Annotated in this window: 10 protein-coding genes; 6 read left to right on the forward strand and 4 right to left on the reverse strand. The window is 74.7% G+C overall.

From position 1 onward, the window contains the following. Positions 1 to 14: 14 nt before the first annotated feature. Complete coding sequence (glmS, locus tag BJ968_RS12360; protein ID WP_179752237.1) at positions 15 to 1,802, reverse strand: glutamine--fructose-6-phosphate transaminase (isomerizing); 1,788 nt, start codon at positions 1,800 to 1,802, stop codon at positions 15 to 17. 289 nt (positions 1,803 to 2,091) lie between these two features. Between glmS and BJ968_RS12365 the strand changes: the two genes are divergently transcribed. Genes BJ968_RS12365 through BJ968_RS12375 form a run of 3 tightly spaced genes read left to right on the forward strand, consistent with a single transcriptional unit; the run spans position 2,092 to position 4,833 of the window. Next, positions 2,092 to 2,373 carry a hypothetical protein gene (locus tag BJ968_RS12365; protein WP_179752239.1) on the forward strand — a complete coding sequence of 94 codons (282 nt, stop codon included), beginning with the start codon at positions 2,092 to 2,094 and terminating at the stop codon, positions 2,371 to 2,373. Beyond that, positions 2,370 to 3,536, forward strand: coding sequence for a non-hydrolyzing UDP-N-acetylglucosamine 2-epimerase (gene wecB, locus BJ968_RS12370; protein ID WP_218885022.1), 1,167 nt, complete (start codon positions 2,370 to 2,372; stop codon positions 3,534 to 3,536). Before BJ968_RS12365 ends, wecB begins: the two co-directional genes overlap by 4 nt. 10 nt (positions 3,537 to 3,546) lie before the next feature. Further along, positions 3,547 to 4,833 (forward strand): glycosyltransferase, encoded by a 1,287-nt coding sequence (locus BJ968_RS12375; protein WP_179752241.1) that lies wholly within the window; start codon positions 3,547 to 3,549, stop codon positions 4,831 to 4,833. A 25-nt stretch (positions 4,834 to 4,858) separates the two neighbouring features. Here BJ968_RS12375 and BJ968_RS12380 read toward each other — a convergent pair whose 3' ends face one another. Beyond that, complete coding sequence (locus BJ968_RS12380; protein WP_179752243.1) at positions 4,859 to 6,940, reverse strand: SpoIIE family protein phosphatase; 2,082 nt, start codon at positions 6,938 to 6,940, stop codon at positions 4,859 to 4,861. A gap of 47 nt (positions 6,941 to 6,987) precedes the next feature. After that, positions 6,988 to 7,905 carry a LysR family transcriptional regulator gene (locus BJ968_RS12385; protein WP_179752245.1) on the reverse strand — a complete coding sequence of 306 codons (918 nt, stop codon included), beginning with the start codon at positions 7,903 to 7,905 and terminating at the stop codon, positions 6,988 to 6,990. A gap of 141 nt (positions 7,906 to 8,046) precedes the next feature. Here BJ968_RS12385 and BJ968_RS12390 point away from each other — a divergent pair, with 141 nt between their 5' ends. Beyond that, positions 8,047 to 9,366 (forward strand): MFS transporter, encoded by a 1,320-nt coding sequence (locus tag BJ968_RS12390; RefSeq protein ID WP_179752247.1) that lies wholly within the window; start codon positions 8,047 to 8,049, stop codon positions 9,364 to 9,366. A gap of 45 nt (positions 9,367 to 9,411) precedes the next feature. On the opposite strand, the gene thrS is transcribed toward BJ968_RS12390, so the two are convergent. Next, on the reverse strand, positions 9,412 to 10,593 hold the full coding sequence (gene thrS / locus BJ968_RS12395) for a threonine--tRNA ligase (protein ID WP_179752250.1): 1,182 nt from the start codon (positions 10,591 to 10,593) through the stop codon (positions 9,412 to 9,414). 327 nt (positions 10,594 to 10,920) lie between these two features. On the opposite strand from thrS, the gene BJ968_RS12400 reads away from it, so the two are divergent. Both BJ968_RS12400 and BJ968_RS12405 read left to right on the forward strand, forming a co-directional pair. After that, positions 10,921 to 12,171, forward strand: coding sequence for an RNase A-like domain-containing protein (locus tag BJ968_RS12400; RefSeq protein ID WP_179752252.1), 1,251 nt, complete (start codon positions 10,921 to 10,923; stop codon positions 12,169 to 12,171). After that, a complete protein-coding gene (locus tag BJ968_RS12405; RefSeq protein ID WP_179752254.1) occupies positions 12,171 to 13,040 on the forward strand; it encodes a hypothetical protein in 870 nt (289 codons plus the stop codon). Before BJ968_RS12400 ends, BJ968_RS12405 begins: the two co-directional genes overlap by 1 nt. Positions 13,041 to 13,054: the final 14 nt, after the last annotated feature.

The raw sequence follows: 13,054 nt of genomic DNA on the forward strand, positions 1-13,054 counted from the left end.
GGTGCTCCTCGGGGTCAGACGACGGTGACGGACTTGGCGAGGTTGCGGGGCCGGTCGACGTCCCGGCCCAGTCGCGCGGCCAGCGTGCGAGCCAGGTGCTGGAGCGCGGCGATGGATTCCAGGGGTCCCCAGGCGTGCGGTTCGGGGCGGTCCAGGACGCCGAACGCGCAGCCCTCGCCCCACCCGACGCGGAGCACGTCGGCCCCCCGGGCGGAGACCTCGTGCACGATGGTGTCCAGCGCCGCCGCTCCGTCCTCGACGACCACGACGGGGGTTCCGGGCTCGACCAGGGCGAGGGGCCCGTGCTTGAACTCCCCCGCGGGGTGGCACTGCGCCCACCGGTACGTCAGTTCCTCCAGCTTCAGCGCCCCTTCGGCCGCGTACGGCAGCGCTGCCCCGCGGGCGACGAAGAGGAAGCCGGGCTGCGGGGCCAGCCGCTCGGCGAGCTCGTCGGCGCGGTGCAGGGCCAGCCTCCCCGCCCGGTGCAGAGCCTCGGGCGTCGCGGACAGCTCGTCGAGGAGCTCGGCGGTCGACGACCGGGGCAGTCGTCCCCGCGCCACGGCGGAGGACAGGGCCAGGAACACGCCGGCCAGGACCTGGGCCGTGAACGTCTTCGTGGCGGCGACACCGAGTTCCGGGCCGACTCCGAGGTCGAACACGGCGTCGGCGCGGCGGGCCAGGCTCGACGTGGGGGAGTTGGTGACGGCCAGCAGCGGTCCCGGCAGGGCGTCGAGGGCGCGGAGCACGTCGGCGGTCTCGCCGGACTGCGACACCGCGACCGTCAGCTCGCCGGGGACCTGGTCCGCGGGATCGTGCTCGGACGCGACGGTCACCTCGCAGGGCGTGCCGGCGAGCCGCCGCAGCACCCTGGCCCCCACCTCCGCCGCGTGCCGGGAACTGCCGCAGGCGAGGAAGCGGACCCGTTCGGGCACGGGGAGAGCCAGCTGGTCCCAGACCCTCCCTGAACGGACGGAGGGGACCCACGTCCGCACCAGCTCCGCCGCGTGGTCGGCCTGTTCGTCGATCTCGCGGGCGGTGCGGTCGGCGTGGGCACCGGTTCCCGTCTGCTCCGGTCGCCACCGGAGTCGCGTCGTCGCGCGCTGCACCGCCAGGTCGTGGTGGTCGAACCAGCGCACGTCCTCGCCGAGTTCGACGAGGTCGTCGTCGTCCAGGAAGCTCACCTCCTCGCACGTGCCCACGAGGGCGACCGGGTCGCTGGCCGCCGCGTTCCCCTCCTGGCCCGTGCCGACGACCAGCGGGGAGTTCCTCGCGGTCAGGACGACGGAGTCGTGGCCGGCCGCCAGCACGGCCAGCGCCCACGAACCCTCGAGCCGGCGGGTGGTGATGCGCACGGCGGCCGCGAGGTCCCACCCCAGGTCCAGTTCCTCCTTGACGAGGTGGGCGACGACCTCGCTGTCGACGCCGGAGGTGAGGCGGTGCCCGCGGGTGACGAGCAGGGACGCGATCTCGGCGGCGTTGGTGACGATCCCGTTGTGCACGACGGCGACGCGGCCCGTGCAGTCGCAGTGCGGGTGGGCGTTGCCCTCGCTGATCCCGCCGTGCGTGGCCCAGCGCGTGTGGCCGATCCCCAGGACGGCGCCCGGTGGGAGGGGATCGGCCAGGAGGCGGAACTCGAGGTCGGCCAGCCGGCCCGTCGAACGTCTGCGGTCGACCAGTTCCGAGCCGGGGGTCAGCACCGCGACGCCCGCGGAGTCGTACCCGCGGTACTCCAGGGCGCGCAGACCGCTCAGCACGACGTCCACGAGGTCCCGGGTCCGCCTCCCGGCCAAGATGCCGCACATGAACGCCTCCTGGGACGTCGACCGCACCGGTGGGTGCGGTGCAGCCGGCCGCGGGGAACTCCGCTGTTCCGGGCGATCTCCGGCAGGCACACGGTGGACCCCGTACCGCCAGTTGTCCAGGTCTCGCCGGAACTGAAAGCGCTACGTGTTTGAGCTGTCACGCTGGCGGAGGGGAACTCGGTACCACTTGGTCGTTTTCCATGATTTTCCTGGAACTGGCTTCCCTTGGCGACGGGGAAGGTCCAACCTCACCCCAGCACCTCCCCGCGGCCTCCGGCAAGGAGTTCCCATGCCCATCCCGGTGTCACCACAGACGTCCCCCGCTGCGGGCGCGGTCGCGTCGGCGACCGCCGTCCCCCACCCTGCAGACGTCGTCTCGATGCAACTGTTCCCTGCTGTCGGAGCGCTGTTCGCCGTCTACCTCACGGCCCTCGTCGTGCTGGCCCTCCTCACGGTCCTCGCCAAGGTGACCGGTCGCCGCGGGGCGCACCACGCCCTGCTGCGCCGGGAAGTGGTGGTGCTGCCGGAGGAAACCCTCTCCCCGCCCCTGCCGGGGAGGGCGGCGGCGTGAGCGGGTCGTGCCCGCACCGCGTCCTGGTCGTCGTCGGTACTCGACCGGAGGCCGTCAAGCTCGCTCCCGTCGTGCGGGCCATGGAGGAGGCGGCGGGTTTCGAACCCGTCGTCGTCAGCACCGGTCAGCACCGGGAGATGCTCGACCAGATGCTGTCCGCCCTCCAGGTGCGCGTCGACGTCCAGCTCGACGTGATGCGCGAGCGCCAGGACCTGCACGGCCTCACGTCCCGGTTGTCCGGGCAACTGGGAGCGGTCGTCGCGGACGGCCCCTACGACGCGGTCGTCGTGCAGGGGGACACGACGACGGCGCTGTGCGGAGCGCTCGCCGCCTTCTACGCCGGGCTGCCCGTCGCCCACGTCGAAGCGGGCCTGCGGTCCGGTGTCCTCACCGACCCGTTCCCCGAGGAGCTGAACCGGCGCCTGGTGAGCCGGCTCGCGCGCTGGCACTTCGCCCCGACCCTCCCCGCGGGGACGAACCTCCTGCGCGAAGGGGTTCCCGTGGGGGACATCGAGGTCACCGGGAACACCGTCGTCGACAACCTGCTCTGGGTCGTGGGTCGCGGCCTGGGAACCTCCGCGTTCGCCCCCGAGGGGGCCCGGCGCCGCACCGGCCCCCGGATCGTCGTCACCCTGCACCGCCGGGAGAACCAGGGAGCCGTCATGGCGGCCCTGGCGCGCGCGGTCGCCGACGTCGCCGACGCCCGGGACGCGGAAGTGGTGCTCCCCCTGCACCGCAGCCCGGCCGTGCGCGACGTCGTCCTGCCCGTCCTCGGGGACCACCCCCGCGTGCGGATCACCGAGCCGCTGGACTACCTCGACTTCACCGCCACGCTGTCCCGGGCCGACCTCGTGCTGACCGACTCCGGCGGAGTGCAGGAGGAGGCTCCCTCGCTCGACGTGCCGGTGCTGGTGCTGCGACGCACCACCGAGCGGCCCGAGGCCGTGCGGGCAGGGGCGGCTGCCTTGGTCGGGACCGACCCCGACGACGTCCGGCGCGCCGCGCTCGACCTCATCGACGACCCCGGAGCGTTGCGGCGGATGCGTTCAGTCGACAACCCCTTCGGCGACGGCCACGCGTCGGCGCGCATCCTCGAGCGGCTGGACCGGGACCTGACGGCCGCCGCGTCGCAGCGGCCCGAAGCGGTCGCCGCCCGACCGTGAACGAGCCGCCGTGAACGGCACCCTCCCGATCAGCGTCACGATCGCCGTGTTCCTCTCGCACAGCCTGGTGATGTTCGTCCTGTCGCGCCTGGACCGGCGCCCCCCGGCGGACCCCCCTCGCGACCTGCTGTTCGTCGTCCTCATCCCCTGCCTGGACGAGGGCGTGGTCATCGACCGCACGCTGCACCGCCTGCGTGCCCTCGACGTGACCAACCTGCGGGTCGTCGTGGTGAACGACGGCAGCGCCGACGCGACGGAGGCCCTCGTCACGGCCCACGCCCGCGTCGACGACCGCATCCACCTGCACAACCGTCAGCTCCCCGTCGCCCGGCAGGGCAAGGGGAAGGCGCTCAACGACGCCTTCGGCCGGCTCGCCGGCTCGGCCCTCGTCGCGGGGTACCCCGAGGACGACGTCGTCGTGGTCGTCCTCGACGCCGACGGCCGACCGGACGTGACCATGTTCGCGGAGGCGGCCCGGCACTTCGCCGACCCCCGCGTCGGTGCGGTGCAGGTCGGGGTCCGCATGTACAACGTCGCCGAGTCGCTGCTGGCCCGCATGCAGGACTTCGAGTTCGTCGTCTTCACCGAGGTCTACCAGCGGGGGCGGATGCGCACCGGCAGCGTGGGCCTCGGGGGCAACGGGCAGTTCGCCCGGTTGCGCACGCTGCGGGACCTGGGCGCCGAACCGTGGACCGAGTGCCTCACCGAGGACCTCGACCTGGGCATCCGGATGCTGGCGATGGGGTGGGCGAACCGCTACTGCCACACCACGTTCGTCGCCCAGCAGGCCGTCGTCTCCGTCAAGCGCCTGCTGCGGCAGCGGACGCGCTGGTTCCAGGGTCACCTGCAGTGCCTGCGCCGGGTCCCGCTCATCGTGAGTTCACCGCTGCCGCTGACCGCCAGCCTGGACCTGCTGCACCACCTGGTGGCCCCGCTGGTCATCCTGCTCACCAGCCTGCTGCCGGTCCTGCTCGTGACGTGGGTCGCGCTGCTCGCGGTGGACGGCTCGCACCCGCTGGCGCACCTGGACCAGGTGCCCTGGTGGCGCTGGTGCGGTGCGTACGCCATCACGTTCGGGCTCGTGCCCGTACTGGCCTTCGTGTACTGGCACAGGACGCGGCTGGCGCCGTGGCGGGTGCTGCTCTTCGCGCACCTGTACGTGCTGTACGCCTGGCTCTGGTACGTCGCCGGGTGGTGGGCCGTGGTGCGGGTGGTGCGCGGGCGCAGCGGCTGGGCCAAGACGGCTCGCACCCGCAGCGCGGAGACGCTGTCGGCCGAGCGGCCGGTCGCGGCCTGAGCGCGCCGCTCGCGGACGCCCCGGGTCAGTCCGCCTCGACCGCCAGCTCGGCCCACACCGTCTTGCCGTGCGGCCCCGGCCGCACGCCCCAGGCGTCGGCGACGGCCTCGACGATGCCCAGGCCCCGCCCGCCCAGGGCGTCGGGGGTCATGGCCCGCTCGTGCGGGGCGCGGGGGGAGGTGTCCTCGACGGCGATGGTCAGCCGCCGCTCGGCGCCGTCGAAGCGCAGGGTCAGCCCGGCGCCGCCGCCGGTGTGGACGAGGGCGTTGGTGACGAGCTCGGACAGCACGAGCTCGGCCTCGTCGAGCAGCTCGTCGGTGGACCAGGCCGTGAGCCGGTCGCGCAGGAACTCCCGGGCCGTGGCGACCGCGCGGATGTCCGGCGGCAGCCACGAGGACGCCTCCAGGCGCCCGGCGACCGTGCCCGCGAACGTCGCCACGAGCATGGCCGCGTCGTCGGTGAGCTCGTGCGGGATCGCGGCCATGACGGCCGTGGCGAGGAACTCGGCGGACCGGCCCGGGTCCCCCGCGAGGGCCTCGTGCAGCGTCCGGCGCAGCACCCGCTCACCGCGTTCGGAGCCCTCCCCGAGGACCTCGACGACCCCGTCGGTGTGCAGCACGACCGCGCTGCGCCCCAGCAGCCGGTACCGCGTGCCCGGGTAGGTGGCGTCGCGGTCGACCCCCAGCGGCGGGCCGGGGTCGACGGCGACCTCGTGGAACCCCGACTCGTCGACGACCAGCGGCGGCTGGTGCCCGGCCGAGGCCACCGACAGGATCCCGGCCGCGGTGTCCAGCCGCACCAGGCAGCAGGTCGCGAACCGCTCGGCGTCCAGGTCGACCAGCAGCCGGTTCGTGCGCTCCAGCGCGGCGGTGGGGTCGTGGCCCTCGCTGACGTACGCGCGCACCGCCGTCCGCAGCTGACCCATGAGGCCCGCCGCGCGCGTGCTGTGGCCCTGGACGTCGCCGATGATGAGCGTGACGTCGTCCCCGCTCTGCACGGCGTCGTACCAGTCGCCGCCGATCTCGGCGCCCGCCAGGGCCGGGGCGTAGCGCGTCGCGATCTGCAGGCCGTTGTGGTGGGGCAGGCGGCTGGGCAGCAGACCGCGCTGCAGGTCGCGGGCCAGCCGGTCCAGCGCCTCGTGGGAGCGGGACAGGGCTTCGCGGGAGGACCGTTCGGCGTCGAGCAGGTGGGCGCGTTCGAGCGCGACGGCGACCTGCAGCGCGACACCGGCGAACAGGTCCAGGTCGGCGTGGTCCAGGGGGGACCGGTCGCCCCAGTTCACGGTGAGCGCGCCGAGGACCTGGTCGTCGCGCCCGGCGAGCGGGACGACGAGGGTGACGCCGACGACCTCGGGGTCCAGGCCGTCCAGGCCCCGGTAGCGCCCCACCTCCTCGCGGGTCACGACGAGGGGGCGGCCGGTGCGGACGGCCTCGGCGACGGGGGTGTCGGCCAGCCGGTGGCTGCGCTGGACGCGGTCGCGCCACTCCTGCGGCCACTGCGGGTGGCGCTCGCCGACGAGGTCGTCGCCGTCGAGGACGTGCAGGGACGACGACAGGCAGTCCAGGACGTCGAGGACGGCGGCGGGGATGCGGGCGGTGATCTCGGCGGTCGTGGCGCTCGTCTGCAGCAGCCCCGTGATGCGTTCGAGCAGGGCCGAGCGGGCCGCCGAGCGGGCCGCGGACCGCTCGGCCGCGGCCAGCAGGGTCGTCTCGACGGCCATCCCCAGGGTCAGGGCCAGAACGGCCGCGGCCTGCTCCTCCTCGGCGTCGAAGGGCCGCTCGCGGGTCAGCAGGAGGGTCCCGCGGGCGCCCGCGGCGTCCAGGGGGGCGACCACGGCGTGCGGGGCCGTGCGGGCCAGCCCCGGCACGGTCAGGTCGCGGTGGGTGCCGGGCCCGGCGGTGGCGGGTGCGTCGGGGTCGAGGAGCACGTCGCCGTCGAGGAGGTGCAGGGGGCGGTGCGCGTCGGTGCCGGCGAACCGGACGACGCAGTGGTCGGCCCCGGTCGCGTCCCGGGCGGCGCGGCTGGCGGCGCGCAGCAGGGTCGGCAGGTCGGCCGCGACCTCCGGCCGCGTGATGACCCGGAGGTGGTGGTGCAGGCCGTCGAGCACTCCCGCACCGTAGCGACGCCGGCGGTGGACGTCCCGCCGGAGGGTGCTCAGACCGAGCGCGACAGGCTGGAGGGGCCGCTGGACAGGACGGCCGCGGCCAGGGCGCGGGAGGCCGGGCGGTCCCGCGTCTTGGGGTTGGTGAGCAGCACGAGGTCGATCTGCCCCAGTTCGGGCAGCTTGTGCTGCGCGCCGAGGGCGACGAGCTGGACGGGGACCAGGGAGCTGGCCAGGCAGGAGACGCCGATGCCAGCGGCGACGGCGGCGATGAGCCCGTTGACGCCGCGGCACACGCACGCGGAGCGGTAGCCGATCCCGACCCGGTCGAGGGCCTCGTGCATCGCGGCCCCGCTCAGCGAGGGGGAGGGGTAGACCGCCAGGGGGACCGGCTGGGTCAGGTCGAGCCGGGTCGAGGGGTTGCCCACCCAGACGAGCCGTTCGCGCTTGACCAGCTCGCCCTCGCCGGAACGGGGGGGCCGCTTGCCGATGAAGATGTCCAGGCGGTCGTTCTCCAGCCGGCGGTGCAGGGTGCCGGACTGGTCGACGGTGAGCTCGAGGTCGACGCGGGGGTTCTCGGAGCGGAAGTCCCGCAGGATCTGCGGCAGCCGGGTCAGGGCCAGGTCGTCCGACATCCCGATGCGCAGCCGCCCCACGGGCCGGGCCCCGGAGAAGTACGCGGCGGCCTGCTCGTGGGAGGCGAGGATGGAGCGCGCGAAACCGATCATGGCCTCGCCGTCGGGGGTGAGGGCGACCGAGTGGGTGTCGCGGTGCACGAGCTGGCGGCCCACGGAGTCCTCCAGCTTGCGCAGGTGCTGGCTGACGGTGGACTGCCGGACCCCCAGCCGGGCGGCGGCCTGGGTGAAGGAGTGGGTCTGCGCGACGGCCAGGAAGGAGCGCAGCTGCACCGGCTCGAACGTCCCCGTCGGTCCCTGGGCCACCGCCACCGCCCCGCTCCATCGCGCCGTCATCACGACACGTGATGACTGATAAGCCGTCTACCGAGCTGCAGCATAGCGCGGTGGGACCCGATGATGGGGGAGCGACGTCGGTGGCCCCGGGTCACCGCCCCCGACCGACACCCCGCGGGACAGCACGAGAGGTACCAGTCCGTGACACCGGCAGCCGCCGAAGCCGGCGCAGAACCCACCCCGACCACCACCGCACCCACCACGGCGCCCACCGCCGCACCCACCGGGCGGGCCACCTTCGCCGCCCTGCGCGTGCGGAACTTCCGGATCTACGCCACCGGCCAGGCCTTCGCCAACACCGGCGTGTGGGTGCAGAACATCGCCCTCGACTGGCTCACCCTCGAACTCACGCACTCCCCGGCTGCCGTCGGCATCGCCATGGCGCTGCAGTTCCTGCCGATCCTGCTGTTCGGGATGCACGGCGGGATGATCGCCGACCGCTACCCCAAGCGGACCATCCTGATCGTCACGCAGCTGTGCAGCGCCAGCGTCGCGGCCACGCTCGCCGTGCTCACCACCACCGGGCACGTCACCGTCGGCGCGATCTACGCGCTGGCCCTGGTCGCCGGGTTCGTCATCGCCCTCGACAACCCCACGCGGCAGGCCTTCGTCGGCGAGGTCGTCCCGCCGCAGCACCTGCGCAACGCGGTCGCGCTCAACGCCGCGGTGTTCCAGAGCACCCGCCTCGTCGGGCCCGCGCTGTCGAGCGTGCTCATCGGGACCGTCGGCCCCGGCTGGGCGTTCGCCGTCAACGCCCTGCTCTACGTGGGACCCACGATCACCCTGTCCTCGATGCGCACCGCCGAGCTGCAGCCCCCCGCGGCCGTCCCCCGCGCCCGCGGGCAGTTGCGGTCGGCGCTGCGGTACGTCGCCGACCGCCCGCACGTGGGCTGGACCATCGCCCTCGTCGGGGTCTTCGGCACCTTCGGGCTGAACTTCCCCGTCGTGCTGACCGCCATGGCCTCGGACACGTTCGACGCCGGCGCCGGGCTCTACGGCACGTTCAACGTCGTCCTGGCCGTCGGGTCCATCGCCGGGGCGCTGCTGGCCGGCGCCCGCAGCCACTCCCGGCTCCGGCTGATCCTGCTGCTCGGCGCGGGTTTCGGCGTGGCGCAGACCCTCGCGGCGCTCGCGCCGAACCTCGGGTCCTTCGTGGTGGCCCTGGTCGTCATGGGCGTCACGAACCTCGCCTTCCAGGCCATCGCGAACTCCTCGGTGCAGCTGTGGGTCGACCACGAGTACCGCGGTCGGGTGATGGGCCTGTACGCCCTGGTGTTCATGGGCGGCACCCCGATCGGCGGGCCCGTCGTGGGGTGGGTCACCGAGCACGTCGGGGTCCGCGCGGGCATGGCCCTGTGCGGCACCGTCCCCCTCGTCGCGGCCGTCGCCGTGGCCGGGGTGCTGGCCCTGCAGCCGGTCCTGGCCCGGCGGCGCGCGGCGGCGGCCGCCCTCGCCGGCTGAGGTCCGGGCGGCCGCGGTCCAGCGGAGGGGTTCAACGGGCGCGGTTCAGCGGGCGCGGCGCGCCACCTCGTCGAGGAGTTCGCGGTGGAACCGCCCGACGGGGACGTTCCGGCCCCCGACGGCCACCGAACCGTCCGCGACCTCGGCGTCCCCCACGACCGCCACGTGCGCGACGCGCTGCGCCCGGGCCTCGCGCAGCCGCCGGTTCAGCGGACCGTCGGCGTCCACCTGCACCCGCAGGCCCGCGAACCCCCGGGCGACCGCCGCGGCCCGCTCGCCGTGGCGCTCGCCGCTGACCGGCAGGACCCGCAGCTGGACCGGGGACAGCCAGGTGGGCAGCCGCCCGCCGTCGCGTTCCAGCAGCACCGCCACGAGGCGTTCGACCGAGCTCAGCAACCCGCGGTGGACCATCACGGGCCGGTGCCGAGCGCCGTCGCGGCCCACGTACTCCAGGCCGAACCGTTCCGGTTGCACGTGGTCGACCTGGACGGTCGACAGGGTCTCCTCCCGGCCCGCGGCGTCGGCGACCTGCACGTCGACCTTGGGTCCGTAGAACGCCGCCTCGCCCGGCGCCACGTCGTGGGGGCGGTCGCCCAGGGCCTGCCGCAGCTGGTCCTCGGCGCGCCGCCACACCTCGTCGTCGCCCAGGTGCGCACCCCTGTCCCCGCGGACCGACAGGCGGAACCGGGCGACCGGGATCCCCAGCACCGCGTACGCCTCCTCGATCGCCGACAGCGCCAGCCGCACCTCCTCCACGACCTGGTCGGGGCGGCAGAACGAGTGCGCGTCGTCGAGGTTGATCTGCCGCACCCGGCGCAGACCGGTGAGGACGCCGGACAGCTCGCTGCGGAACATCGACCCCAGCTCGGCGTACCGGACGGGCAGGTCCCGGTAGCTGTGCGGCCGGGCCGCGTACACCTGGGTGTGGTGCGGGCAGTTCGCCGGGCGCAGCACGTACTCCTCCGCGCCCACGCGGACGGGCGCGAACATGTCGGCGGAGAACTTCTGCCAGTGCCCCGAGCGCTCGAACAGCTCGCGCTTGGCGAGGACGGGGGTGTGCACGCGCCGGCAGCCGGTGCGCACCGACAGGTCGAGGGCGAAGCGTTCGAGCTCACCGCGGACCACGGCGCCGTCGGGCAGCCACAGCGGCAACCCGGGACCCACGAGCGGGGAGGTGTCGAACAGGTCGAGCCCACGGCCGACGTGGGAGTGCTGCTGGTCGTTCACGGGGTTCCTCCTGCGGTCAGGGGGTTCCCGGGCACGGGGGGAGCCCGGGGGTGACCCCCGGGGCTCGGACGGGTTCAGCTCAGCGCTGACCGCGACGCCGGGAGTGGACCGGCGTCGTCGTGCGGTGCCCGCTGGGGCACCCGCTGCTGAGACTCACCCACCCACCGTGGCACGCGCCCCGGCGGGCGTCCACCGGTTTCCCGGTGCCGGGGTGACCGGGGGTCGACCGCCGCGTCCGGACCGTGGTGGCCGGTGCGGGCCTGTGGACGGACGGCGGGGCGGTTCCCCGCGCCCGGCCTAGCGTCCGCGGACCGGGAGGAGGTGCGCGTGGACGAGTTGTCGACGCTGTCGGTCGAGGCGGCCGACGCCACGGCCGCCGCGGCCCGCGCGGCCGCGGCCTGCGCGCAGCAGGTCGCCGACCGCGTGGACGCCACCGTCGCCTCGCTCGGTGGGTGGTACGGCGTGGCCCGCGACGGTTTCGGCGACCGCGCCGCCGAGCTCGCCGGGGACCTGGGCGCCCTGACGTCCACCGCCGCCGCGGGGGCCGGCCTCGTCGCGGAGTACGCGTTCGGGCTCGGCGTCCTGCAGGCCAGGCTGCGGCGCGTCGACACCTCGATCGCGCAGGTGCAGGCGCGCGTGGACGCCGGGGTCGGCGACCTCGCCGCGTTCCACGCCGACCGGGCCGAGCTGGAGCACTGGGGAGGCAGCCGGCTCGCCGTCCTGGCCGACTTCGACGAGCTGGGTGAGACGTTCGCGGCGCGCATGTTCGCCGTCCTGGACCACGTGGACGGCCGGCCCCGCCGGTTCGGCGAGCACGTCGACGACGCCGCCCGGACCCTCGCGGACTCCGCGCGCGACAGCGCCTACCTGGCCGCCGGCTGGGCCTGGGACGCGCCCGGGTGGACGGCGACGGTCCGGCGGACCCCCGCCGCCCTCCTCGACGCCGTGGCGCACCCCGTCCGGACCCTCGCCGACGCCGTCGCCTGGGACGACTGGTCCAGCGGCCGGTACGGGGCGGGGACCGCGACGCTCGGGGCGGCGTTCGTCGGGCGGGGGTTCTCCCGGGGCGGGCGGCTCGGGAAGGTGCTGCCCGAGGGGCACCGGTGGTCGAGGTACCTCGACGCCGACGGGAACCCGCTGCCGCAGAGCGTGGAGGAGCTGTACGCGGGCGTGGACCTGGGGCGCAGCGAGGTGTTCTGGGACGCGCACACCGCCGACCGGCACGTGGAGGTCGACGACGGGTTCCTGCGGCGGAGGCTGGACACGGGGGCGGTCGAGGGAGGGCGGGTGCTGCGGCCCCCTCCCCAGGCGTCGCGCTTCGCCGACCAGGCGAGCGCCGAGAAGGTGATCACGGACGCGTTGCGGTTGCGGCGCGAACAGGTCGACCGGGAGATCGCCCTCGGGAAGGTCGACGTGAGCGTCACCGCACCGGCCGGGTCCGAGGCGGGTGTGGTCTGGTCGAGGGACGGGCACGGCGGGCACGTCCGCGTTCCCGTGCAGCAGGTGAAGGTCGTCCTCTCCAGGAGCGGCGACGGGTCGTGGTACGTGAGAACCGCCTACCTGGAAGGATCGTCGTGATGAGCCACCCGGTGTCCCTCGCCTGCTACGGGGAGCTCCAGGACTGCGCGTGCCCCCGCGAGGCGCTGGAGCACGGACTGAGGCGACCCGGCGACCTCGTGGGGTACCGGGACGAGTGGCGCCGCGTCCTCGACCGCGCGCGGGCGGGGGACTGGCAGGCGGTGATGAACCGCGAGGCGGACGTCAACCTCGTGCTACCCCCGGAGGGCACGTCGTGGGAGCGGTGGGCCGAGTGGGTCGACCTGCGGTTGACGGAGGTCGCCGCCGACCCGTCGACCGTCGCGCCCCTGCCGTTGCACCGCTCGTCGTCGCTCGTCCGTGAGGGACTGGTCGACCCGGAGGAGGGTGAGACCGTGCGAGCAGTGCTCGGCGACGTGCTGCTGCCAGAGATCGCCGGCCGCCGGGACTACCTCGTCCTGGAGGCCCCGCGCGACATCGGGGTCTCCCGCCACCTCGACCGGGGGACGGGGCGGGTGTCGGAGGTGCCGACGCGCCGGATCGGGGTCGTGCTGGAACACCGCGACGGGGTGCGCGTGGTGGGCGTCCACGCGGCCGACGCGGTGCCGCTGGTGGACGTGGAGGACGTCCGCAGGCGGTGGCCGGTCCTGGCCGCTGCTCTCGGGGGGTGGTTCAACGACGCGTTGCTGGTGGGCGAGGAGTCCGCGTGGTCCCAGCAGGTGCTGATGCTCGAACAGGAGACGGACGAGCGCCTGGACCTCCTGGCCACGGAGATCACCGACCTGCTCACGCTGCACGACGCCGACGTGCACGCGGTCGTCGCCTCCGCCGGGTGCTACGTGGAACCGGTCCACCTGCGCCTGTGGCTGCAGTGGATGGCGTGGCGCATCGGGTACTTCGACTGGAAGTGAGACCCGCCCTAGGG

Source organism: Kineococcus aurantiacus (assembly GCF_013409345.1).
Classification (GTDB): domain Bacteria; phylum Actinomycetota; class Actinomycetes; order Actinomycetales; family Kineococcaceae; genus Kineococcus; species Kineococcus aurantiacus.

What these genes read in the sequence shown, in the direction of transcription:
- glmS (WP_179752237.1), bottom strand. Translation starts at nt 1,802, where the DNA reads ATGTGCGGCATCTTGGCCGGGAGGCGGACCCGGGACCTCGTGGACGTC.
- BJ968_RS12365 (WP_179752239.1), top strand. Translation starts at nt 2,092, where the DNA reads ATGCCCATCCCGGTGTCACCACAGACGTCCCCCGCTGCGGGCGCGGTC.
- BJ968_RS12385 (WP_179752245.1), bottom strand. Translation starts at nt 7,905, where the DNA reads ATGACGGCGCGATGGAGCGGGGCGGTGGCGGTGGCCCAGGGACCGACG.
- BJ968_RS12405 (WP_179752254.1), top strand. Translation starts at nt 12,171, where the DNA reads ATGAGCCACCCGGTGTCCCTCGCCTGCTACGGGGAGCTCCAGGACTGC.